This window comes from Nocardia sp. NPDC003183 (assembly GCF_053590715.1).
Genome location: NZ_JBSFTG010000001.1, coordinates 596,271 through 620,086, shown reverse-complemented (window position 1 = coordinate 620,086; position 23,816 = coordinate 596,271). Strand labels below are relative to the sequence as shown.

21 protein-coding genes are annotated in these 23,816 nt (G+C 68.3%); 12 read left to right on the top strand and 9 right to left on the bottom strand.

All coding sequences use genetic code 11. The annotated features are described in order from the left end of the window. The first annotated feature begins 105 nt into the window (after positions 1-105). The 3 genes from ACWDXS_RS02895 to ACWDXS_RS02885 all read left to right on the top strand — a co-directional run bounded on the left by ACWDXS_RS02895 (position 106) and on the right by ACWDXS_RS02885 (position 3,073). Entirely contained in the window at positions 106-1,503 is a 1,398-nt protein-coding gene (locus tag ACWDXS_RS02895) for a DUF2252 domain-containing protein (protein WP_449961321.1), read from the top strand. A 63-nt stretch (positions 1,504-1,566) separates the two neighbouring features. Then, positions 1,567-2,445, top strand: a complete 879-nt coding sequence (locus tag ACWDXS_RS02890; RefSeq protein ID WP_378991908.1) for a nuclease-related domain-containing protein — start codon at positions 1,567-1,569, stop codon at positions 2,443-2,445. Between the two features lie 31 nt (positions 2,446-2,476). Beyond that, on the top strand, positions 2,477-3,073 hold the full coding sequence (locus ACWDXS_RS02885; protein WP_449961317.1) for a phosphatase PAP2 family protein: 597 nt from the start codon (positions 2,477-2,479) through the stop codon (positions 3,071-3,073). Here the strand turns inward: ACWDXS_RS02885 and ACWDXS_RS02880 are convergent. Continuing rightward, the gene (locus ACWDXS_RS02880; protein WP_378991904.1) at positions 3,070-5,001 is read right to left on the bottom strand and encodes an acyl-CoA dehydrogenase family protein; all 1,932 of its coding nucleotides are present in this window, start codon (positions 4,999-5,001) and stop codon (positions 3,070-3,072) included. The genes ACWDXS_RS02885 and ACWDXS_RS02880 overlap by 4 nt on opposite strands. A 101-nt stretch (positions 5,002-5,102) precedes the next feature. Here ACWDXS_RS02880 and ACWDXS_RS02875 point away from each other — a divergent pair, with 101 nt between their 5' ends. The 3 genes from ACWDXS_RS02875 to ACWDXS_RS02865 are packed head-to-tail and all read left to right on the top strand — an operon-like array spanning position 5,103 to position 8,284. Beyond that, positions 5,103-5,723 (top strand): TetR/AcrR family transcriptional regulator, encoded by a 621-nt coding sequence (locus ACWDXS_RS02875; protein ID WP_378991902.1) that lies wholly within the window; start codon positions 5,103-5,105, stop codon positions 5,721-5,723. Positions 5,724-5,726: 3 nt separating this feature from the next. Beyond that, entirely contained in the window at positions 5,727-6,656 is a 930-nt protein-coding gene (locus tag ACWDXS_RS02870; RefSeq protein WP_449961312.1) for an ABC transporter ATP-binding protein, read from the top strand. Continuing rightward, positions 6,653-8,284 carry an ABC transporter permease gene (locus tag ACWDXS_RS02865; RefSeq protein WP_449961308.1) on the top strand — a complete coding sequence of 544 codons (1,632 nt, stop codon included), beginning with the start codon at positions 6,653-6,655 and terminating at the stop codon, positions 8,282-8,284. Before ACWDXS_RS02870 ends, ACWDXS_RS02865 begins: the two co-directional genes overlap by 4 nt. A gap of 60 nt (positions 8,285-8,344) precedes the next feature. Here ACWDXS_RS02865 and ACWDXS_RS02860 read toward each other — a convergent pair whose 3' ends face one another. After that, entirely contained in the window at positions 8,345-9,844 is a 1,500-nt protein-coding gene (locus ACWDXS_RS02860) for a sugar transferase (protein ID WP_378991898.1), read from the bottom strand. Between the two features lie 487 nt (positions 9,845-10,331). On the opposite strand from ACWDXS_RS02860, the gene ACWDXS_RS02855 reads away from it, so the two are divergent. Genes ACWDXS_RS02855 through ACWDXS_RS02840 form a run of 4 tightly spaced genes read left to right on the top strand, consistent with a single transcriptional unit; the run spans position 10,332 to position 14,066 of the window. Next, positions 10,332-11,591, top strand: coding sequence for a methyltransferase domain-containing protein (locus ACWDXS_RS02855; RefSeq protein ID WP_449961304.1), 1,260 nt, complete (start codon positions 10,332-10,334; stop codon positions 11,589-11,591). Positions 11,592-11,605: 14 nt separating this feature from the next. Continuing rightward, positions 11,606-12,382: a glycosyltransferase family protein gene (locus ACWDXS_RS02850; RefSeq protein WP_379312903.1), complete on the top strand. Its 777-nt coding sequence runs from the start codon at positions 11,606-11,608 to the stop codon at positions 12,380-12,382. After that, positions 12,379-13,029 carry a PIG-L deacetylase family protein gene (locus ACWDXS_RS02845; RefSeq protein WP_449963386.1) on the top strand — a complete coding sequence of 217 codons (651 nt, stop codon included), beginning with the start codon at positions 12,379-12,381 and terminating at the stop codon, positions 13,027-13,029. Before ACWDXS_RS02850 ends, ACWDXS_RS02845 begins: the two co-directional genes overlap by 4 nt. A 2-nt stretch (positions 13,030-13,031) precedes the next feature. Further along, positions 13,032-14,066 (top strand): NAD-dependent epimerase/dehydratase family protein, encoded by a 1,035-nt coding sequence (locus ACWDXS_RS02840; RefSeq protein ID WP_387447465.1) that lies wholly within the window; start codon positions 13,032-13,034, stop codon positions 14,064-14,066. Here the strand turns inward: ACWDXS_RS02840 and ACWDXS_RS02835 are convergent. Then, the gene (locus tag ACWDXS_RS02835) at positions 14,044-14,607 is read right to left on the bottom strand and encodes a dTDP-4-dehydrorhamnose 3,5-epimerase family protein (RefSeq protein WP_378991895.1); all 564 of its coding nucleotides are present in this window, start codon (positions 14,605-14,607) and stop codon (positions 14,044-14,046) included. The genes ACWDXS_RS02840 and ACWDXS_RS02835 overlap by 23 nt on opposite strands. A 14-nt stretch (positions 14,608-14,621) precedes the next feature. Here ACWDXS_RS02835 and ACWDXS_RS02830 point away from each other — a divergent pair, with 14 nt between their 5' ends. Further along, positions 14,622-15,734: a class I SAM-dependent methyltransferase gene (locus ACWDXS_RS02830; RefSeq protein ID WP_449961300.1), complete on the top strand. Its 1,113-nt coding sequence runs from the start codon at positions 14,622-14,624 to the stop codon at positions 15,732-15,734. 190 nt (positions 15,735-15,924) lie between these two features. Further along, the gene (locus tag ACWDXS_RS02825; RefSeq protein WP_379313018.1) at positions 15,925-16,560 is read left to right on the top strand and encodes an MspA family porin; all 636 of its coding nucleotides are present in this window, start codon (positions 15,925-15,927) and stop codon (positions 16,558-16,560) included. Between the two features lie 51 nt (positions 16,561-16,611). Here ACWDXS_RS02825 and ACWDXS_RS02820 read toward each other — a convergent pair whose 3' ends face one another. Genes ACWDXS_RS02820 through ACWDXS_RS02795 form a run of 6 tightly spaced genes read right to left on the bottom strand, consistent with a single transcriptional unit; the run spans position 16,612 to position 23,525 of the window. Further along, the gene (locus tag ACWDXS_RS02820) at positions 16,612-17,709 is read right to left on the bottom strand and encodes a glycosyltransferase family 4 protein (RefSeq protein ID WP_449961297.1); all 1,098 of its coding nucleotides are present in this window, start codon (positions 17,707-17,709) and stop codon (positions 16,612-16,614) included. After that, positions 17,696-18,733 carry a beta-xylosidase gene (locus tag ACWDXS_RS02815; protein WP_449961294.1) on the bottom strand — a complete coding sequence of 346 codons (1,038 nt, stop codon included), beginning with the start codon at positions 18,731-18,733 and terminating at the stop codon, positions 17,696-17,698. Before ACWDXS_RS02815 ends, ACWDXS_RS02820 begins: the two co-directional genes overlap by 14 nt. Further along, entirely contained in the window at positions 18,672-20,270 is a 1,599-nt protein-coding gene (locus ACWDXS_RS02810) for an oligosaccharide flippase family protein (RefSeq protein ID WP_449961291.1), read from the bottom strand. Before ACWDXS_RS02810 ends, ACWDXS_RS02815 begins: the two co-directional genes overlap by 62 nt. Continuing rightward, a complete protein-coding gene (locus ACWDXS_RS02805; RefSeq protein ID WP_449961288.1) occupies positions 20,267-21,331 on the bottom strand; it encodes a glycosyltransferase family 4 protein in 1,065 nt (354 codons plus the stop codon). The genes ACWDXS_RS02810 and ACWDXS_RS02805 overlap by 4 nt, the downstream gene beginning before the upstream one ends. Then, positions 21,328-22,692 (bottom strand): O-antigen ligase family protein, encoded by a 1,365-nt coding sequence (locus tag ACWDXS_RS02800; RefSeq protein ID WP_379313022.1) that lies wholly within the window; start codon positions 22,690-22,692, stop codon positions 21,328-21,330. The genes ACWDXS_RS02805 and ACWDXS_RS02800 overlap by 4 nt, the downstream gene beginning before the upstream one ends. Further along, on the bottom strand, positions 22,689-23,525 hold the full coding sequence (locus ACWDXS_RS02795; RefSeq protein ID WP_449961285.1) for a glycosyltransferase family 2 protein: 837 nt from the start codon (positions 23,523-23,525) through the stop codon (positions 22,689-22,691). The genes ACWDXS_RS02800 and ACWDXS_RS02795 overlap by 4 nt, the downstream gene beginning before the upstream one ends. Positions 23,526-23,816 lie beyond the last annotated feature (291 nt).

The window sequence follows — 23,816 nt, the reverse complement described above, 5'->3', positions numbered from 1 at the left end:
CCGACCCCGTCCGGCGCCATCCGGCCACGCCGAAACGCCGTCAACTCCGCTGTGTACCGAGCGCCACGCTGCCCGGCGCGCGGCAACCGGCTAACCTCGGCAATCGTGTCCGACAGTGGTATTGATCTGCGTTCCTACGTCTCCGCCGAGGACGCCCGCGAGCGTGGCCGGGCTGCCCGGCGGCGGGTGCCTGTCACCGAGCGTGACCGTGCCGCGGCGAGCCCCGATCGGCCGACGGTGCGCGAATTCATCGACATCAGCAACCGTGGCCGGATCGAACGTCTGATCCCGTTGCGGATCGGGCGGATGATCGCCTCGCCGTTCACCTTCTTTCGCGGCGCCGCGGGCCTGATGGCCGCCGACCTCGCCGCCGGACCGGACAGTGGTCTGGCCGCCCAGATCTGTGGTGACGCCCACGCCGCCAACTTCGGCCTCTACGGCACCCAACGTGGCGAGATCGTGATGGATATCAATGATTTCGACGAGACGGTCATGGGCCCGTGGGAGTGGGATCTGGAGCGTCTGGCGGCAAGCCTCGTGCTGGCGGGACGCGAGAGCGGCGTCGACGAGGACGACTGCCTGCGGGCGGCACGCGATGCCGCCCGTTCCTACCGTCATACCGTCGGCGAATTGGCCGACATGCCGTTCATGCAGTCCTGGACGGCGTTGCCCGACGAGTCGATCCTCACCAGTGCCAAAGCCGAAGACCTGCTCGACGACTTCAAGAAGGCCGCGAAGAAGGCGCGCAAGAACACCAGCGCCAAGGTGGTGGCGAAGTGGACCGAGCACCTCGACGACCACGAGACCGACATCCGCAAGCACCGCTTCGTCAGCGATCCACCCGTGCTGACCGCGGTCGACACGCCGGTGTCGGAAGCCGTGATCGACGGCCTGCAACGCTACGCGAGCACCATCCGGGAATCCCGGCGCAACCTGCTGGCCAGGTTCGCGGTCTCCGATGTCGCGTTCCGCATCGTCGGCACCGGCAGCGTCGGCCTGCACAGCTATGTGGCGCTGTTGCACGGCAACGACGGCGAGGCGGTGGTGTTGCAGGTCAAGCAGGCGCGCCCATCCGCCCTCGCGCCGTTCCTGCCGCCCACCGAGCCCCGGCACGAGGGTGAACGGATCGTGGTCGGCGCGCGGACCGTGCAGTCCGAGACCGACATCCTGCTCGGTTGGACGACCGTCGAACTCGACGAGTCGCTGCCCTTCATCGTGCGTCAGTTCCGCAATCTCAAGGGCAGCATCGACCCGGCGGAACTGTCCGCCGACGATCTCGACGACTACGGCCGCCTCGCCGGCGCCCTGCTGGCCCGCGCGCACGCTCGCTCCCTCGACCCGCGCGCGCTGGCGGGGTATCTGGAAACCGACGATGACGACGACGAGCGGTTCGAGGACTCGGTGGCCCGCTTCGCGGTGCGCTACGCCGACCGCACCGAGGCCGATCACGCCGACCTCGTCGCCGCCGTGGACGCGGGCACGGTCGCCGCCGAACAGGATTGATCGAGCTACGATGTACGCCAACGGTTCTCGGCACAACGAAGGGCGGTCTCCATGCTCGTGCGCGTGCAGAATGCGGCAGGCAGCGATGCCGAGGCGGCACTGATCGACTGGTTGCGCACGTGGAAGGACCCGGCGAGCCCGCACGGCGTCGCCACGATCAACTGCAGCCTGTTCCACCAGGATCGGCTGCATCAGTTCGACGCGGTGGTCTGGACTCCGACCAGTTGCGTGATCATCGAGGCGGAGACGTTCACCGCCCCGCAGGACGGCGTGCTCGAGATCCCGCTCAACGGTCCGTGGATGGTCTCCGGCGAACTCGCCCAGTTCGCGGGCGCGGAGAAATCGACGCCGCTGGAGCGTTCGCGTGATCACACCTTCGCCCTGCAGGACTATCTCGCCGCGCGCGGGCTCGGCCAGCGCGCGGTGCACGGTCTCGGCCTGATCGTGCCGATGCCCGGCGCCCAGATCGACGTGCACCAGGGCTGGAGCGACCCGAGCTTCGATGTGATCGTCACCGACGACCCGCAACGGCTCGAGATGTATTTCGAGTTGCTGGCCGAGAAGGAACACAACCTCTGGACGGCCAACGACGTCGCCATCGCGTTCCGTGGCCTCGGCATCCTGCCGTTCCTGCCCGCGCCACAGGATCTGCTCAACGAGGGCTTCCTCGGCCCGATCGACGTGACGCTGTGGCACGGCGGGCCCACCCAGGCCGCCGCGGAGTCCTATGCCGAGCAACAGGCCGAGCTCGAACGCCAGGCGCAGTCCCGGGGCATGGTCGCGCCGTGGTACAGCCCGTGGAAGCTGTATCCGCGGGTCGGCGGCGATCTCGATTTCGGCCGGGCGTTCCTGCGGATCACCCTCGCTCTCGGCATGATCGTGGCCATCGTGTGGGTGCTGTGGTTCCTGGTCACGGCGGTGCTCACCTACGGTCCGGCCTGAGCGGCGCCGGACGGCGGCTATCGTCGCGTTCGTGATCGACCGTGTCGGTAGTACCTGCGCTGTGCGGGTGGCAGCGATCGGCGCCGGTGCCGCGCTGACCGCGTCGCTGCCGTTGACGTTCCCCGCGGACGGCGGCCCGACCGAGCTGGATTCGGTGGTGCCGGACAACACCGTCTCCGCCGGCCTCGCGCAGGTACTCGTCACGCCGAGTAACGCGCCGGTGGTCGTGGCGCTGCTCCTGGCCGCGTGTGCTTTTTTCGCGCTCCACCGGCAGTGGTGGCGGGCCGTGACCATGCTGATGGTTCCCGAGGTCGCGTTGGTGGTCAACACCTGGTTGCTGAAACCACTGTGGGATCGGCAGCTGGACGACCATCTCGCCTACCCGAGCGGGCACACCGTCCACATGGTGGCTGTCGCAACAACTTTCGCGTGCCTGGTGACCGACCTGCGGACACGGATCGCGGTCGCGACGCTCACCGTGCTCGCCCTGATCGCGATCACCCCCGCGATGGCCGAGCTGGGCTACCACCACCCCACCGATGTCCTCGGTGGGGCGGCGGCGGCCGCCTCGATGGCGATCGGCCTGTGCTGGATCTCCGATGCCCTACACGCCCGGCGCGCCGCCTAGCGACGATCGAAAACGCTGGCGTCGTGCAGCATTTCGGCGCGCAGCATCGTCTCGGGCACACCCATCGCCTCCACCAGGGTCAGCGCGTCCGGACGCAGGCGGTCGACGAGTTCGTTCACCCCGCGCCGCACCGCCTTGGCCCGCTCCACCGACATGAACCGGTGCATGATGTACCAGGCCAGGTTCTCCTCCAGCGAGGCGTAAACGAAGAGGTCACAGACGGTTTCGGCCAGCGCCTTGGCATCCGGGTCCTCGATGGTGGCGATGCCGTCGACGAATTCCTCGAGCACGAGCCGGTCGATGTGCGCGGCGCCGGCGGCCAGGATGTGGTCCTGGGCATTGTTGAACGCCTCGAACGGGCCGGTGTCGGCGGCGCGGGCGCGCAGCCGGTGCGCGGCGGTGCGCAGCAGGTAGTCCTCGCGGTCGGCGAACAGCTGTAGCTGGACGTCGCGTTTGGACAGGTCGCCTTCGTCGACGGACTCGTCGTTGCGGTCGCGCAGGGTCTGGATCAGCTGCCGCACGCCCGAGCGTTTGCGCACCACGTCACCGGCCATGGTGGCGGCGAAGCGCACCCAGCCGAGTGCGTCGAGGTCGCGGACCTCGTCGGAGTAGGCGGTGAGCAGCTCCTTCGCCACGAGCTGGGTCAAGACGACGTTGTCACCTTCGAAGGTGGTGAACACATCGGTATCGGCTTTCAGCGTCACCAGGCGGTTCTCGGTGAGATAGCCGGCGCCGCCGCAGGCTTCGCGGCATTCCTGAATCGCCCGTGTGGCGTGGCGGGTCTGAGCCACCTTCAGACCGGCGGCACGCTTCTCCAGCGCCCGCTGTGAGCTCGGTTCGGTGTTTTCCCCGCGCTGGATCTCGTCCATCCGGCGCACGAGGTCGTTCTGGGCGAAGGCCAGCGCGAACGACTTCGCGACCAGCGGCAGCAGCCTGCGCTGATGGCTGCGGTAGTCCAGCAGCAGGGTCTCCTCACCGGTATCGGGGTCGGCGAACTGTCGGCGTGCCAACGCATAGCGGACGGCGATACTCAGTGCCACCCGCGCACCCGCCGCGGCCGCGCCACCGACACTGACCCGGCCACGCACCAGCGTGCCGAGGGTGGTGAAGAAACGGCGGCTCGGGTTCTCGATCTCCGAGCTGTAGGTGCCGTCCGCGGACACATCGGCGTAGCGATTGAGCAGGTTCTCGCGGGGGATCCGCACCTGGTCGAAGACGATCCGGCCGTTGTCGACGCCGGGCAGGCCGCCCTTGATACCGTCGTCGTAGGTGGTCACGCCGGGCAGGTCCGCGCCGAGGTCGTCACGGATCGGCACCAGCAGGCAGTGCACCCCTTTGCTCTCGCCGCCGACGATCAGCTGAGCGAACACCGCGGCCATCCGCGCGTGCACCGCGGCACCACCGATGTAGTCCTTACGCGCCGACGGGGTCGGGGTGTTGACGACGAATTCCTGGGTGGCCGGGTCATAGGTGGCCGTGGTCTCCAGATCGGCGACGTCGCTGCCGTGGCCCGACTCGGTCATCGCGAAACAGCCGAGCAGATCGAGCGAGATCAGGCGCTTGATGAAGTCACGGTGACGTTCGGTGCCCAGGTTCTCCACCGCGCCACCGAACAGTCCCCACTGCACGCCGGATTTCACCCACAGCGACAGGTCGGTGTAGGCCAGCATCTCCAGCCCGACGACCGCGCCGCCGGGATCACCGGTACCGCCGTTCTCGGGCCGGAACCCGCGCTCGGGGTAGCCCATGGTCGCGATGACCCGCATCTGGTCGAGCACGCGAGCTCTCGCCGCGTGGATGTCGAGTTCGGGATCGTCGGTGAATTCCGCACCGGCGAGCTGGGTGCGCGCCTGCTCCCTGACCGTGCGCCACGGTCCGTCCAGCGCTGCGCGGAGATGTTCTGCCGTCGTCGATGTGCCGGTAGCCATGGCTTCGACATTAGCCCGCACACGATGGGTCACCCAGGCCCGAAACTCGGATCGGGTGAAAGTCTTGCCAACGGATTGAACACGCGTTTAACATATTGAACATGCGTTCAGCCGATCTCACCACCGCCGCCAGGATTCGTGATGCCGCGATCGAATTGTTCGGTGAGCAGGGCTTCGGCGTCGGCGTACGGGCCATCGCCGCCGCAGCCGGGGTGTCACCCGGGCTGGTGAACCATCACTTCGGCTCCAAGGACGGTCTGCGCGCGGTCTGCGACGATCGTGTGCTCGAGATCATCCGCGACGAGAAGCTGCGCGCGATCCAGGCGCCCGGTCCCGCGGGGATCTTGAACGCGATGGCCGAGATCGAGATGTACGCACCCCTGGTGGCCTACATGCTGCGCAGCTTCCAGGCAGGCGGCCCGCTGTCGGAGTCATTGCTCGAACACATGATCTCCGACGCGGAGCAGTACATGCAGACCGCCGTCGACGAGGGCAAGGCCAAGCCGAGTCGCGACCACGCGGCCCGCGCTCGCTACATCGTGCTCTGCCATGTCGGCGCGATGAACCTCTACCTCCAGATGCGCATGCAGCGCGAAGGAAAACTCGATTACCGCAAGGCGATTCGTGAGCTGTCCGACGAGATCACCTTCCCGGCGCTCGAGCTCTACACCCAAGGATTACTCACCGATTCCACCATGCTCGACACCCTTTTCGAGGAGTAGACGATGCCCTCCCCCACCACCGACCGGGTCATCGATGTCGCGGCCCTGCGAAAGACGTTCGGCCGCTTCACCGCGCTCGACGGACTCGACCTACACGTCAGCACCGGCGAAATCCACGGTTTCCTCGGTCCCAACGGCGCAGGCAAGTCCACCACCATCCGAATCCTGCTCGGAGTACTGCGCGCGACCGGTGGCGAAGCCGCGGTCTTCGGCCGAGACCCCTGGACCGATGCCGTCGACCTGCATCGCCGGATCGCCTATGTCCCCGGCGATGTCACGCTGTGGCCGTCACTGTCGGGCGGTGAGACGATCGACCTGCTCGCCCGCATGCGCGGCGGGCTGGACGAGTCACGCCGCGGCGAGCTGATCGAACGCTTCGAACTCGACCCCACCAAGAAGGCGCGCACCTATTCCAAGGGCAACCGGCAGAAAGTCGCACTGGTGTCGGCCTTTTCGGCGAACGCGGATCTGCTGATCCTCGACGAGCCCACCTCGGGCCTGGACCCGCTGATGGAGCAGGTCTTCCAGGACTGCGTGCGCGATGCCGCCGCCCGTGGCGCGACGGTGCTGCTGTCGAGCCACATCCTGTCCGAGGTCGAGCACTTGTGCGACCGGGTCACCATCATCCGCGCCGGGCGTACCGTCGAATCCGGTTCGCTCAACGACCTGCGCCATCTGAGCCGCACTGCCATCACCGCCGACCTGATCGGCGATCCCGGCGATCTGAGCACGATGCCCGGGGTCGGCGATGTCGAACGAGACGGTTCGACCCTGCGCTGCCAGGTCGACGCCGACCACCTCGGCGCACTGATCCGGGTACTCGGCGACGCGGGGGTCCGCAGCCTGACCAGCGCACCACCGACGCTAGAGGATCTGTTCCTTCGCCACTACCACGTCGACGACGCCGAGACCGCGGAGAAGGTGCGGGCATGACTGCGACAGCCGCTCTCCCCCGTTTCGCCGGAACTGCTCGCACCGCAGGCGAATTCGCCGGCACCGGCCAGATGCTGCGCCTGTATCTGCGCCGCGACCGGGTGGTCGCGCCGCTGTGGTCGCTGCTGATCGGGCTGATGCCCGCGCTGCAGATCGTGTCGATCAAGGACATCTACACCACCGGAGAACAACTCGACCACTTCGCGGCGACCACGGCGGCCAGCCCCGCGCTGATCGCCATGTACGGACCCGTTTTCAGCTCGGCACTCGGTTCCATCGGCACCTGGAAGGCCGGGGCGATGTACGCGATGATCGCGATCGCCGCGGTACTCACGGTCATCCGCCACACCAGGGTCGAGGAGGAGACCGGGCGCGCGGAACTGGTCGGCGCCACCAGCATCGGCCGCTTCGCCGGCCTCACCGGAGCACTCCTGCTCACCTACGGTGCTTCGGCGGTTGCCGGAATCGTCTGTGCCGCTTCACTGATGGCCACCGATCTGCCTGCCGGAGGGTCGGTCGCCTTCGGCGCCGCACTCGCCGGCTCCGGTGTGGTCTGGGGTGCGGTGGCCGCCGTCGCCGCGCAGGTCAGCACCGGCGCGCGGCTTGCCCGTGGCATCGCGCTGGGCGCACTGGGCGCGGCGTTCGCGGTACGTGCGGTCGGCGATGCGGGAAACGGTGTGCTGTCCTGGTTTTCGCCGCTGGGGTGGTGCCTGCAGATCCGCCCGTTCGCCGACGAACGCTGGTGGGTGCTCGTACCGATGGCTGCCCTCGCCACCGGCGCGACGCTGCTCGCCTATCGGTTGCTGCGGACACGCGATATCGGCGCGGGATTGCTGGCCGACCGCCCCGGACCGGCCGTCGCGGGCACCGCGCTGTCGGGTCCGGTGGGTCTGGCCTGGCGGCTGCAGCGAGGTTCGCTGCTCGCCTGGACGACCGGTTTCGCCCTCTACGGTCTGCTCATCGGCGGTGCGGTCAACAGCATCGGCGGCATGCTCGACGACAGCGGCACCCTGCAGGACGTGGTCACCTCGATGGGCGGGTCGGCCGATCTGGAGAAGTCGTTCATCGCCTACGCCGTCACCATGCTGGCCGCCGCGGCCGCCGCCTACTCCGTGTCGGCGCTGCTGCGATTGCACGAGGAGGAGAACTCCGGGCGCGCGGAGACGGTCCTGGCCGCCGCGGTGAGCCGCGTGCGCTACGCGTCGAGCCACCTGCTGTTCGCGATCGGCGGACCCGCCGTGGCACTGCTGACCGCGGGCCTGGCGATCGGCATTGTCTGGGGCGCGACAGACGGCGATCTCCCCGGCAAGGTCGGCGAGTCCTTGGGCGCGGTCGCGGTACAACTGCCCGCGGTCTGGGTGGTCACCGCCATCGCGATGCTGTTGTTCGGCGCACTGCCCAAGTACGCGGCACTCGCGTGGGGCGTGCTGAGCGCGATGATCGTGATCTTCGTGCTGGGCTCGCTGGGCAGCTTCTCGCAGTGGATCCTCGATCTGGTGCCCTTCGTCCACCCGCCGAAGCTGCCGGGTGCGGCGTTCGACATGGTGCCGATCGGCTACCTGCTCGCCCTCGCGGGGGCGGGGATCGCGGTGGGGCTCATGGCCTTCCGCCGGCGCGACCTGCGCTGACCGGGAGCGCGCGCTCCGCGTAGCCGAGCCGGGGTGGTGAGTCGACTCGCCACCCCGGTTTCAGTACGCGCCGTCGCCGCGGGTGACCGCTCCGATGGTGCGCGCGATCAACGCCAGATCCAGCACCATCGACCAGTTCTCGACATAGGACAGGTCGAGGCGCACCGAGTCCTCCGGCGACAGATCCGACCGTCCGCTGACCTGCCACAACCCGGTGACGCCCGGCTTCACCAGCAGCCGCCGCCGCATCTCCCCGTCGTAGCTGTCGACCTCACGTTGCACCTGCGGCCGTGGCCCGACGACGCTCATGTCGCCGCGCAGCACATTGAAGAACTGGGGCAGCTCGTCGAGGCTGTACTTGCGCAGGAAGCGGCCGACGGCGGTGACCCGCGGATCGTCTTTGACCTTGAAGAACAACGGATTTCCACCGTGGCGCTCGATGAGCGCCTCCACCGCGTGGTCGGCGTCGACGAGCATGCTGCGGAACTTGATCATCCGGAACGGAATACCGTCGCGCCCGATCCGCTCCGACAGGTAGAACACCGGCCCCGCACTCGTCATCTTCACGGCGATCGCGATGGCGGCCAGCATCGGCGCGACGAGCACCAGCACGGTCGCGGCGAAACACACATCGAACAGCGCTTTGCGGCTCGACTTCGCCCGTCCGTAGCGCGGCGGGTCGATGTGCAGCATCGGCATCCCCGCGACGAGGCGATTGGTCAGCCGCGCCCCCGCGATGTCGGCGATGCCGGGCGCGACGATCAGGTCGACGCCGAGGGGATCCAATGCCCATGCCATCCGCCGCAACTCGGCGGGTCCGAGATGGTCGGTCGCGGCCACGGCCACGGAGTCGGCGCCACTGCGGCGCACCGCCTCCAGCACCGAGCGATCGTCGCCGAGCACCGACGGCCCGTCGGACGTATCGAACTGCGCGCCCACCGATCCCGCGGGCACGCAGACACCGACCACGCGATAGCCGGAGCCGGGATCGCCGGTGAACGCCGACGCCATCGCCTGCGCGGCCTCCGGCGAACCCACGACCAGCACCGCGATGTGGCACCGCCCTTGCGCGCGCCACCGCCGCAACCGCCATCGCCACGCCAATCGCCCCACGACCAGCGCGAACAGCCCGGCGGGCAACGCGATGGCGAGATAGCCGCGCGCGACCTCCACCCGGAACAGCAGCGCGAGGATCGCGAGCACACCGAACAGCCGCAGGGTCGCCGACACCAGCCTGCGGAACTCCTCGGTCCCGGTGCCGACCACCTGCGGGGTGCGGCTGCCGTAGCCGTGCAGCAACGCCAGCCACCCGGCGGCCAACGCCAGCGACACCACGGAGTAGCCGACCTCGTAGGGCAGCGGCCAGGCCAGCGGCGGCGCGGCGGGACCGCCGAAGCGAATGACCTGTGCCGCCGCGACCGCACCGAACACCGCGATCACATCGGTCACCGCCAACCGCTGGACCAGTGCGCTCTGCCAACTCTCGCGTTGGGTGCGGCGCAGCACCTGGACACCGTTGACAACATCGACGTCGCCACTTCCGGTGAGCTCGTAGCTCATGAACCCACACCTCCCCTTCGGGCGACGAATCGTTTCCCGATCCCCGTCGACCGGAATGCGGCCGTTGCGGCCGTCCTACTTCCCGTCGATTCGATACCCGCCTGCTGATTGTTACAGACCACCAGCAGGGGTTCTTTCCGAAGACTCACCGCCACAAGGGATTCCAGTAGTTAGCCACTTCACAGCGCAATCGGACAGCTATCACCGAACCGCTATTGCCTTTCGATATGAATGCAGGACAATCACTTTCACAAGTGATCGCCATCACAAACAGAGGAGGAATGGTCGTCCTCGCCGACAGTTAGCCGGTGCCGGATCGGCCTGGCATAACTCCGAAAATTACCATGAATCTGTTTCCGCCCGAATGTTTCGGGGCACTCTTTCTGCCCGCCGCGCTGTAACGTCTGTGCCCACTGATCCGACTTCCGCCATGACCGGCATGAGCCGCGACAGCTCGGGTGAACAGGTATGAAGGTGGGGGCTCCACGTGCAATGTCGACTCTGTGACTCCGAACAGCTCACGAGCGTGCTCGACCTGGGCGCCACCCCACCGTGCGAGAGCTTTCTGTCCGCCGCCGAACTCGACCTGCCCGAATCGACGTATCCGCTGCACCTGCGGTTGTGCGAGGACTGCCTGCTGTTACAGATCCCGGCGCTGATCACCCCCGAGGACACCTTCACCGAGTACGCGTACTTCTCCTCGTTCTCCGACAGCTGGGTCCGCCACGCCGAGCAGTTCGTCACCGCGACCGCCGAACGACTCGGCCTCGGCGGCGATTCGTTCGTCGTCGAGGTGGCGAGCAACGACGGCTACCTGCTGCGACACGCGGTCGCGCGCGGCATCCGCTGTCTGGGCATCGAGCCCTCGGTCAATGTCGGACGCGCGGCCCGCGCGGTCGGCGTACCGACGGACACCGCGTTCCTGGAGCAGGATTCGGCCGCACGGATCCGCGCCGAGCACGGACCGGCCGACCTGGTGGTCGCCAACAACGTCTACGCCCACGTACCCGACCTGCGCGGGTTCACCCACGCGCTGCGTACCCTGCTCAGCGACGACGGCTGGTGCAGCATCGAAGTGCACCACGCGCTGAACCTGGTCCAGCTCGGCCAGTTCGACACCATCTACCACGAGCACTTCCAGTACTACACCGTCCATTCGGCGCAGCGCGCGCTGGCGATCGCCGGCCTGACCGTCGTCGATGTGGAACTGCTGGACACCCACGGTGGCTCGATCCGGCTGTGGGCACGCCCCGACGCGGTCGCCGAACCCACCGCCCGGGTCACCGAGGTCCTCGACCTCGAGCGTGCGGCGGGGCTGCACGAACCCGCCGGCTATGCCGCGCTGGGTGCCCGTGCCGAATCGGTTCGCCACGAACTGCTGCGTTTCCTGCTCGACTGCCGCGCTGCGGGTAAGCGGGTGGTCGGTTACGGCGCGCCGGGCAAGGGCAACACGTTGCTCAACTACTGCGGCATCCGGCCCGACCTGCTCGAGTACACCGTGGACCGCAACCCCTACAAGCACAGCCGCTACACCCCCGGCACCCGGATTCCGATCCATCCGCCGGAACGCATCGACGCGGACAAGCCCGATGTGGTGCTGGTCCTGCCGTGGAATCTCGAAACCGAGATCACCGCTCAACTCAGCCACGTCGGCGAATGGGGTGGCGAACTGATCTACCCCCTGCCGGTGCTGCATCGCGCCGCCACGGCGGGCGAACCGGTCGCGGCCGGCGCACTCTCCGAATGAAGGTGAACGAACCGATGAAGGTCGTATTGTTCTGTGGCGGATACGGCATGCGCATGCGCGGCGGATCCGACGACGTCGTCCCCAAGCCGATGCAGCTGGTCGGGCCGCGCCCGTTGCTGTGGCACGTGATGCGCTATTACGCGCACTACGGACACACAGAGTTCGTGCTGTGTCTCGGTTACGGCGCCGAGCACATCAAGAACTTCTTTCTCACCTATCAGGAGTCGGCGTCCAACGACTTCGTGATCCGCAACGGTGACGTGGAGCTGCTGGGCAGCGACATCAGCGACTGGACGATCACCTTCGTCGACACCGGCGTCGAATCCGCGATCGGGGAGCGACTGCGCCGCGTGCGCGAGCACCTCGACGGCGACGAATACTTCCTGGCCAACTACGCCGACGTCCTCACAGACGCACCGCTGGACACCATGATCGAGCGTTTCCATGCCTCGGGTGCGGCCGCGTCGATGATGGTGGTGCCGCCGCAGTCCTCGTTCCACTGTGTGGACATCTCGCCGACCGGTGAGGTGAAGGACATCGTGCCGGTGGCGCAGATGCCGCTGTGGGAGAACGGCGGATATTTCGTGCTCAGCCAGGAGATCTTCGATCTGCTGCCCCCTGGCGGCGATCTGGTGGCCGACGCGTGCGGCGCGCTCGCCGGGCAGGGCAGGCTCTTCGGGTATCAGCACATGGGTTTCTGGAAACCGGCCGACACCTTCAAGGAACGCGCCGAACTCGACGACGCCTACCGCAACGGCACCCGGCCGTGGATGGTGTGGGACCGGCCGTGATCGGGCTGTTCACCACCCCGCCGCGCCGGATCGCGGTGCTCGGCGCGCACTGCGACGACATCGCGATCGGGATGGGGGCAACGCTTCTCGCGCTCACCGGCGCCGATCCCGAGGTCGAGGTACGCGCGCTCGTCCTCTCCGGTGGCGGCACCGCACGTGAGGACGAGGAGCGGGCGGCGCTCACCGCGTTCTGCTCGGGCAACAAGCCGGAACTGCACGTCCTCGATGTGCCCGACGGCCGCGCGCCCGCGCACTGGGATCGGATCAAGGACGCACTGGCGGTCTTTCGTCGTGGCGGTGAACCCGAGGTGGTGTTCGCGCCGCATCGTGGCGATGCCCACCAGGACCACCGGCTGCTCGCCGAACTGGTGCCCACCGAGTTCCGTGATCACCTGACCCTGGGTTACGAAATCCTCAAATGGGAGACCGATACTCCGACTCCCACCCTCTACCACCCACTGAGTCACGCACTCGTACAGCAGAAGTCGCGTCTGCTGCACGAACACTATCCGTCGCAGACGGGCCGCGACTGGTTCGACGAACAGGCCTTCCTCGGGCTGGCCCGGATGCGTGGCGTGCAGTGCCACGCACCGTATGCCGAGGCGTTCGTGCTCGACAAAGCGATCATCAGATGGGAACAGACGTGAACATGCGGGTACTGGTCACCGGGCACCAGGGCTATCTCGGCACCGTGATGGTGCCGGTGCTGCGGGCGGCGGGCCACCAGGTCACCGGCCTGGACATCGGCTACTTCGCCGACTGCCTGCTCGGCGAATTCGCCGGTGACCCCGACGGTTCGGCGGTGGACCTGCGCGAGGTGAGCGTCGAGCAGCTGCGCGGTTTCGACGCGGTGATCCACCTCGCGGCGTTGTCGAACGATCCCCTGGGCGCCCTGGCGCCGGAGATCACCTACGACATCAACCATCACGCGTCGGTGCGACTGGCCCGCCTCGCCAAGGAGGCCGGGGTGTCGCGGTTCCTCTACGCGTCTACCTGCTCGGTCTACGGCGCCGCCGGAGCCGACCTCGTCACCGAGGACGCCCCGCTGCGCCCGATCACCCCCTACGCCGAGAGCAAAGTCCGCGTCGAAGACGATGTGGCCGCGCTGGCCGACGACAACTTCGTTCCGGTATTCCTGCGCAACGCCACCGCTTTCGGCTTCTCGCCGCGGTTGCGGGCCGACATCGTGCTCAATAATCTGGTCGGCTACGCGGTGCTCACGGGCGAGGTGAAGGTGCTCTCCGACGGCACCCCGTGGCGGCCCCTGGTGCACGCCGCCGACATCGCCGCCGCGTTCGCCACCTGCCTCACCGCGCCCGCCGCCGACATCTCGTGCCGGGCGTTCAACATCGGCACCGAGGTCAACAACCTCACCGTCGCCGAGATCGCTGCCTCGGTGGTCGACGCGGTCCCCGGATCCCGGCTGCTGATCACCGGCGAGAACGGCGCCGACCCACGGTCCTACCGGGTCGACTTCTCCTACGCGCGTGCGGTTCTCGGCTTCGAGGCGCAGTGGACGGTTCCCGCGGGCGCGGCCGAGCTCTACACCGAGTACACCGCGCGCGGACTCACCGCCGACGCGTTCTTCCGCCGGTACACCCGGCTGCCGCACTTGCAGGGCCTGTGCGACTCCGGGGTGCTCGACGCACAGCTGCGCCGGATCAGTGCGCCGGCGTCAGCGTAGCCAGCAGCGCGGCCCAGGTCCCGGCCCGCGCGTCACGTGCGGAGACCGGGCCGACGGGCAACGGCCATGCGATGGCCAGTTCGGGGTCGTCATAGGCGACCCCGAGGTCCTCGGCGGGATCGTGCGGACGGTCGATGCGGTAGCAGACGTCGGCGATCTCGGTGAGCGCTTGGAACCCGTGCAGGAAACCCGGCGGCACATAGAGGTGATGGAACTGCTCGTCGTCGAGCCGAAACGCTTGGCGCGCACCGAAAGTCGGCGAACCGGGACGAATGTCGACGAGCACGTCGTGCACGGCGCCGTGCGCGCACCGCACCAGCTTGGCCTCACCGCGCCCGCCGCGCCCGTGCATGCCACGGATCACCCCGCGCACCGACCGCGACTGCGAATCCTGCACGAAGGCCGCCGCCGCACCCGGTACCCCGAGATGGGCGTCGAACTCACCCGCGTCGAAGGTACGGGTGAACAACCCCCGCTCGTCCCGGAACGGTTCGGGAACGAGTACCACTACGTCGGCCAATTCGGTCCGCTCGATACGCACGAGGCCATACTCCCATGACCCACCGATGCCGCGGCTGCGCGAAGACCGCGCTCGTTCCCGTCCTCGATCTCGGCGCGGTCCCGGCGGCGGATCACTTTCCGCCACGTGACGCTCCGGTCGCCGCCACCGAATCCGGCCACCCCCTGCGGATGGACCGGTGCGCGGCATGCGGGCTGGCTCAGCTGGCCGACGACGACACTGTCACCGCGGAGCCCCGCGGTATCGAGCCGCTGGCCCTGCGCGACCAGGCCGCCGAGGCGGTGCGTCTGGTGCACACCGCCGGGCTGCTGCGCGGATCGACGGTCACCGAATTCGGTAGCCCGCACGGCGGCACCTGGCTGCCCCTGCTCGCCGAGCACGGCTTCACCGAGAACACCGGGGAACCGGCCGATGTGGTGCTCGACTGCTTCGGGATCATGCACGAACCCGATCAGCGCGCGGCCTTCGCGGCACGGGCCGCGGCGACAGCGCCCGACGGGGTGCTGCTCGTTCAATACCACTCACTGGCCACCATCGTCACGCAGGGACAATGGAACGCGTTGCGGCACGGGCACTTCGCGTACTACTCACTGGCCGCTCTGCGCACCCTGTTGCGGGCGGCGGGGATGAGCGTGGTCACCGCGTGGGAGTTCGACCTCTACGGCGGCACGGTGCTCCTGGCCGTTCGCCACGGCGATCACACCCCCGACGCCACCATCGACAGCCTTCTCGTCGCCGAAGCCGAGGCGCTGAGCGCGGCCGCCGAGTTGCAGCAGACGGTCGACCGTCACGTCCGCGCCCTGCGCGATTGGCTGGACGCCGGTGCCACGCAGGGCCGTCGGGTCTATGCCTACGGCGCCGCGTCGCGCGCGGTGGCCCTGCTGAGCATGGCGGGCGCGCACCGCGGCGTGCTCGCCGGGGTCGCTGACGCCGCTCCGGGAAAGCAGGGCTGCCGGATGCCCGGCACCGATGTGCCCATCATCTCCCCCGCCGAACTGGTCGCCGCCGAGCCCGACGTCGTGCTGCTGACGCTGCCGGACCTGCTCACCGAGGTGAGCGCCGCACTGCCCGAACTCGACGGGCGGTGGATGATCGACGATCCGGCGGGCCCACGCAACCGAGACAGGCATGGCAAGACTGTGGGATAGCCGACCTTATGTCGATCGGCGCATGATCGCAGGACGTGGGATACTCGGAAATGCCCAGCGCCGCACCATGATCGAGTTCGGGTCACCGCTGGACCGCCGCAGTGTCGCGGTGGCCGGTGCCCGGGTCGCAAGGGGAAATGCGGCGCCGAACGCAGCGTTCGACGGGCGAGTATCCAGGGGAAGAATTCTGATGAGGGGAACCACCGTGCTCGCACCACGCGCGCTCCGGATCGCGGCGATGGTATCGGCCATCGCTGTCGGTCTCGCCATGGGGTCAGGCGCCGCTGCTGCCGGAATCGACAGCAGCAGTACTGTTCTCGACGGCAAGAACCGCACCGTCGAGGCGATCCAGTCCGACACCCGGATCGACTTCGTCGCACCATTGGACGGCAATCCGCTCACCCGCGAATGGTTCCACAGCGGCGCGGCCTCCTACCTGGTCACCGGCCCCGACGCCGAGACCTGGTCCGGTCGCATCACGCTCGGCTATCAGGTCGGCTACCCCGCCACCCTCGACGGCAGGATCAAGTTCGAGTGGTCCACCCCGAGCCTCGGCCTCGAGGTCGGCGCCGACGGCCCCACCGTGAAGCTCGACGGCCTCATCCCGCGCGCGGGCATCGAACTCGCCGCCGGCTTCGGCCCCGGCATCCAGGAGGTCGAGGTCGCCGGCGGTGAGATCGCCGGCGCCGAAGGTGTACTGCGTCTTTCGGGTTTCCACGGCACTGTCACCGGTGTGCTCGGCCAGACCAATGTCCGCCCATTCGTGCGGATCGTCGGCTCGTCCGGCGACACCGTCGTCACCTACGGCAAGACCTTCTCGATCTGATCACGACCCGATGGACCCGGCGAGCGAACTCACTCACCGGGTCCGTCGCTGTCACGGTGCCGTGCCGAGCAGAGCGTCGAGCATCTGCGGCAGCGTGCGCGACCGATCGTGTGCCGCCGCGACACGAGCCCGACCGTCCTCGTGCAAGCGCGACCGCAACCGCGGGTCACCGGTGACCCGCTCGATCGCCGCCCGCAACGCGACCGGATCGGCGGGGGGAACGCACACCATGACGCGGTCGTCGGCGTAACCACCGTGATCGGTGGCGATCACCGGGACACCCAGGCTCATCGCCTCGAGGACGACGAGCTGACCGGCCTCGGGCAGCACGCTGGCCGAGATCACCGCGTCCCAGCCCCGCAGGGTGGTCATCGCGTCGACCTGACCGAGAAAGGCGACCCGACCGGCGAGGTCGGGCTGCTCGGCGCGCTCGCGGAGCTCGGCCAGATACGTCACGTCACCGGGCAATGCCCGACCGGCGATTTCGAGTCGCACCTCGGGCAACCCCGCGACGGCCTCCAGCAGAACGTGGTGGCCCTTCCATGAGGTCACCACCCCCAGGATGCCGACCACCGGTGGCGTGCGCTCGATGACGGGCGCGGGTTCGACCGGCCAGGTCACGCCGTTGCACACGACATCGACATCGAAGCCGCGCCGGCGCAGCGGCTCCGCGGCGGTCTCGGAGACCGCGATGGCGTGGCCCACCGCGGCACGGCCGGCCCAGGCTGCGCCGTATTGCCGTCGGCTGGCGAGGATGTCGTGGACCAACCAGGCCGCCGAGCGCCGATGCGGACAGGCCAGCGCCAGCGCGGGCAACGCCATGGTCGAATTGACGATGATCCGGGTTCGGCTGTCCCGCAGCGGCTTCCGAAGCCGCCGCGCCGCACCGATCCAGTTCTTCAGCATCTCCAGCGCGGCGGTCAACCGGCGCAGGCCCCGTTCACCCGCCAGCCCCAGCCCGGCGATGCCGATGTGCTCGACTGCGGCGGGCAGCCGTTCCCGCAACGGACCGTCCGGGCAGGCGACCCGCACCCGGTAGCCACGTTCCAGCGCCAAATCCACGAGGGCCAGCATCACGTTCTCCGCGCCCGACGCCTGTCCGGTGTGAGCGACGAACACCAGCTCGCGCCCGTGGTCACTGTCCGGCACGGAGCACCTCCGCGCGGGCGCGGACCTGCGCCAGTGCCGGTTTCGCCGAATAGTCACGACGGAGCATGCCGAAGTTGTCCTCCAGGTTCTGGCGATCGTCGCCCGCGTCGATCAGGGAGTAGACGAAAACAGGGCCGATATTGGGCATCGCCGCCATCGAGTCCAGGCCGCCGCCGAGTATCTCGGCTTGGGTCTGCTCGTCGACCGCGCGTGCTCCGGTACCGGTCGGCGCGCCGAATTCGGTGGGCCACAACCGCTTCGACGTGTCGCCGCGCGCGTCCATGATCGCCCGAATTCGAGTCAGGTTCTGGAAGGCGTTGTCCCGGCTCGGTGACGAGGGCAGCTCCGGATAGGAATAGGGGTGCACCGCGATGGCGTCGAAGTCGAGAGCCGAGCCCAGCGCGTAGAGGCGCTCGATGAACGTCGACGGCGCGATGTCGCGGCCGTTGTCGGCGGCGGGCGCCAAGCCACCGACCAACACCTGACCACCCGGCTGGCGGGTGCGCACGGCCGTCGCCGCCTGGTGGAGCAACTGGGCGTACAGACCTACATGGGGCAGCGGCGCGAAGAAGCTGGTGACATTGGGCTCGTTCCAGACCTCCCAGTGCTTGATCTGATCGCGGTAGCGCTCGACCGCGTCGGCGACGAATTGGCCGAACAGCGCGGGGTACGGGGCGACCTTGTTTCCGCCGGGCCCCGGATCCTGACGTGCCCACGGCGGTGAGTAGGTGAGGATGGCCAGCACGTGCAGCCCATGGGCGCGCGCCGACCGCACCACCCGATCGGTCATCGACCAGTCCTTGCGGCCACGATCGTGCTCGATGAGCGACCAGTCCAGGTCCATCCTGATCCAGGTGGCGCCCGCGTCGACCACGCCCTTCATCTGGCGGTCCAATTCGCCAGTGCTCAGCGTGAGCCACGAGTGTCCGCCCGCGATGCCGAGTCCGGTCTCGTTCACGCGCTCATCGAGCGCGGTCGACATCGTCGGTGTCCCGCATCCGAGCAGGGTGAGGGTGAGAGCCACGGTGGTGATCATCCGAGCGAATCGCCACAGTGTCATCAGATTTCGGCCCTCGCACGCTTCGTATCGTCAATCCGTCGGTCCAGCGCACTACGCAGCCGGCGAGGAAAAGGTACAACACACCGGCCACCGTCGAGGTGACAATCCATGGCGGCTCCCACCGCTGCTGAATCATCGTCGCGGGGACGATCACCGCGGCGGCGACGGCGCTGACCGACACCACCGAGGTGACCGGGATCAACCGCCCGATCCGCACCGTGGCGACGAGCGCGAGCCACACCCCGATCAGCAGAACGACGTTGGCCACCAGACCGGCGACGGCCGCGCCTTCGAACGACAGCCACGCGATCAGCGGCCACGACAACGCCAGGTCGACCGCCAACGCGAGCAACGCGATCCAGGGAATCAGGTAGTTGCGCCCGGCAGCCATCAGCGCGACCAGGCCCAGATGGGCCAGCGCGCCGAGCAGTCCGCCGATGATCTGGTAGCGACTCGCGTCGACCGCGGACACGAACTTCGCACCGAAGAGCAGGTCGATCACCTGGGTCGCGACCGGCCAGAAGGCGACCAGCGCGGCAAGACCGAGGGCCGTCAGCGCGGCACCCGACTGGCGGAAGTAGCGCCGGAATCCGGTGGGGTCGGCCGGCCATACCGCGATCAGCAGCGTGGTCAACGGGGCGACGACAGCGATCGCCGCGGTGTCGACGAGGTCGGCGAATTTCATGCCGACCGCGAACATCCCGACGGATTCGAAGGTGTCGAAATGACCCAGCAGCAGCAGGCCGACCTTCTGCAGCATGATGATCAAGGCCAGGCCGATGCTCAGCGGCAGCGCCTCGCGCAGCATGCCGCCCCACCAGCGCAGTTCGACGCGGCGCGCCGGGATCGGTCCACCGAGCCCCCGCCCCACGCCGACGATCTTGATCGCGATGGCGATCAGTTCGTACACCACGGCGGGGATCACCACGATCAGCAAGGTCGGTGCCCACAGCACCGCCACGACGGTCAGCGCCACCTGGACAAGGCGGGCGATCGACTCCGCCGCGGCGACCAAGGTCAAGCGCATGGTCGACTGGAACAGCACGGTGAGCGCGTTGCTCGGCGTCGCGACCACCACGACCAGCCCCGCGATGGCTGTCGCCGCGATGACCTGCGGTGGACAACCGAGCACCACCACATAGCCCAGGGCCACCCCGTAGCCCAGCAGCCCGAGTACGGTCCGCAGCGCGATGAACGAGCTCGCGATCTCGGCGACCTCGGCGGGCTCGCCGTGCACGAGTTTGCCGATGACCGCGCGCCCGACACCCAGATCGGTGACGATCGCGAGCATGCCGAGCAGACCGAACACGAAGGAGAAGTAGCCCCATTCGACCGCGGGCAGCATGCGGGCGGTGAGCATGGTGCCGAGCAGGCCGAGCACCGCGGCGAAGATCCGGCTGGCCAGCATCGCGGCGGTGTTGTTGGCGGCGGCCCGGCCCGACAGCGCGGCGCGGCCCCCGATCGGTCGATCGGGAACCGACGGTTTCGCCTCGGTCGTCACGGAATCAACCCGGCGCCGCGATAGGCGCCGACCGTCGCCTCGGCGGTGGCCCGCCAGCTCAGCGTCGACGCCGCGGCGAGACCACGCTCGCGCAGTGCGGTGTTACCGACGCTGTCGTGCAGCAGTGGGCGCACGGCCGCCGTCCACGACTCGACATTCGCGCGCGCGACCAGCACGGCGCCGTCGCCACAGACCTGTGGCAGCGCGCCGACCGCGCTGGCCACCACCGCGCCACCGCACGCCATGGCCTCCACCGGCGGCAGCCCGAATCCTTCGTACTCCGAGCAGTAGGCCACCACGGTCGCGGCCGCGTACAGCGCGGGCAGATCGGCGGCGTCGACATAACCGAGACCGATCGCGGTGGCCGGGGCCTGCGGACCGGTGGATCCGGCCCCGGCCAGCACGAGCGGAATGTCGAGGGCACGCGCCACTTCCGCGAGCATCCCGACCTGTTTGCGCGGCTCGACGGTCCCCACCTGGAGGATGAATCGAGGCGGCAGGTCGTAGTCGGCACGCACCCGGTCCACCGCGGAGGCCTCGGGGACGCGCGCCCAGTCGGCGGGAGCGAGCGGCACGACGACCGCCGTACGGCCGAACTTGTCCGCGATCCGTTCGGCGGTGAATTCCGATACCGCGATCAGCAGATCGGCCCGCATCAACGACGTCCGGACCAGCAGCTGTTCTCCGCGCGCCCGATAGCGGCTGAACGCCCACGGCACATCGAAAACCGACAGGTCGTGCACCGTGGCGACCGTGGCGCGCGGCCCGACCAGCGGAAGGTCGACATCGAGGCCGTGGAACACATCGAATCCGCGCAGCGGCGCGACGCCGTGCCACGCGCGGCGAGCACCCGCCGCCACCGGCCGCGACACCGCCGAAACGGTGGACGGCAGCGAACTCGCCGCGTCGGCTTGGACCAGCGCCGACAGCTCGGCACCCGGCAACAGCGCGGGCAACTGCGCCAGCAGTTCCCGCTGATACGTCGATACCCCGGCGCCGTCGGGTCGGTAGGCCAACGCCCCGAAACACACGGTGGGCCGGCTGTTCGCAGCAGAATTCATGACACCTGCTCGGGGACGGGGCTGCGCTCGACGGCCTGGGCTGGGGAGTGCTGGGAGACCGCGCAGCCGACGACCGCGGCGAGCAACCAGAAGTAGAAATCGCTGGGAAAGATCTCGAAGTAGCTCGACGCGACCGCCGCGACCGCACTCGACAACACGGCCGCCGCGACCCCGAGGGCCAGTGCGGCGTCGTTGCCGGTCATCGTGCGCGCCGAACGCAGCGCGAGCAGATAGATCACCACCAGGATCGCGCAGAACAACCACACCCCGATCGGCCCGAGTTCGATGAGCAGCTTCACGTAGTAGTTGTCGGGTTGGTACGGGCGCCCGTAAATCTGGACTTCGCCGGTGGCATAGGGCAATTTCTCGGCGGCCGGGCCGAGCTCGGCGACGAGTTGGGCCGCCTTGGCCGCCCCCGTCGAGCCGAGGCCCTCACCGAACGGATGACTCGGAACCGTTCTGGTCACGACCTTCCACCCGGTCTCGCGCGCGGCCAGGCTGTCCGAGGACAACAGCGAACTGCGCGCCTGCGACGACGCCCCGACGCCGGCCACCACGATCAACGCGACCCCGCCGATGATCACCGCTTTGAGTTGTCGCCGATAGCGGACAACCGCGAGCACCAGCACACCGATCAGCAACCCGAGGAGCGCGGCGCGCACGACGCTGGCCGCGACACCGGCCACCAGCACCGGAGTCGTCAGCAGGAACAGTCGATTGCGTAGCCGTCGCGGCGCGGCCAGCGCGACTGATCCGCCCACCAGCAAGACGGTGACCAGATAGAACGCGAACGGGAACGGTTGGTTGAAGGATCCGAACGAGCGCATCAGACCACCGGAGAACCGGATCGTCTCGTTGAATTTGTAGCCCATCTCCGCGAGCCCGGCGGGCCCGATCGCCTGCTGCGCCAAGCCGAAGACCGCGATTCCGACCGACTCGACCATCATGATCGTGATGAGCAGATCGCGATCGCGCGCGGTGAACGGCCGCAGGTACAGGATCAGCGGCACCACGATGAAGTAGAAGAACGTGATCTTGATCGCGAAAATGCCCAGAATTCCCGCTGTCAGGAACGCCGAACCGACCCCGAACACACACAGCACCACGCCGATCGACCACCACGGCAATGCCGGACGCGGGTCGACTCGCCCGTGGGGCACGAACGCCGCCACCGCGAGGGTGAGCAGCAGCATCGCTTCTTTCCAGCCGTCGACCCGCATCCACGCCGGCGCGATCAGCAGCAATCCGTTGAACGGCACCAACGCCGCCACCAGCAACACCCCGCGTTGGGGCCGATGCCAGATCCAGCGCAGGAAGACCCATGCCACCGGCAAGGCCACCACGTACAACAGGGAGCTCACTGCCGCGCGCCTCGCCCGAACAACCGCGCGGCCCGCGCCGATACCCGGACCAGCGCCTGGCGCAGCACGCGACCGTCGCCGATCAGGACATCGATCACACCGACGCGGTCAGCGAACTGCCGATGGTGATGGTGGTTGAACCGCAGCACGTCGGCGAATTTGCTCGCCGACGATGTCGTACTCGAGTAGTTGAACACCGACGCGCGGTTGATCGCGAGCACCCGATCGTGGCCGAAGAACTCTCCGCGTCCGCACAGCCGCGCGACCAGGTCGACATCCATCGCGTACAGGAAGTCCGCGCGAAAACCGGTGGTAGCGGCGAAATCAGCGCGACGGAACAGGAACGCCGCGGTCGGGCACACGTCGTCGGGTAGTTTGCGTACGAGCGTGCGCAGTACGGTCCGCGACGAGCATCGGCCCACCAGTCCGGGCAGCCCGCGCCCCCGCGCGAGGACCACACCGTCGTCGTCGACGACGTCGAACTTGGCGCCGGCGACCGCGATCTCGCGATCGTCCATCGACTCGACCTGCGCCGACAGGCAGCCCGGGGCGATCATGTCGTCGGCGCAGACCAGCTTGACCAGCTCGCCGCCGGCCAGTTCGATCGCCCGATTCCAGTTCTGCTCGATCGGCAAGGTGGTGTCGTTGGTGTACAACCGAATGCGCGCATCGTCGAACGCCCGCACGAGATCACCCGTGCCATCGGTGCTCGCGTTGTCGACAACCACGATCTCGAGGTCGTCGAAATCCTGCGCGCTGATCGACTCCAGCGTCTCGACAATCGTGCGCGCCGCGTTGAAGGCCGGTACACATACCGACACTCGAACCCCCACAGCCGTTACCCCTCAATGACATCCATTTGCCGACGGCTCAGCCGTCCCGCACCCATCAAGGGCGAACGTAGATCAGACTACCTGGAGGGTCCCGCGGATGTTCGCCGTGGAATTCCCAGCGACTTACCGGACAGTGAACAGTGCAGGTTCGGCGGGGTTCGGCCGCGTTCGCCGACGCGACCGTCCGGCCGACCTGAGGTATCGTCATCGCAACTCGGTCGTGCCGAAGTGACGGCCGTACCGGCTTCGGGGGCCGGTGATCGAGAAGTGTTGATGCGTGAAATGTGGGGG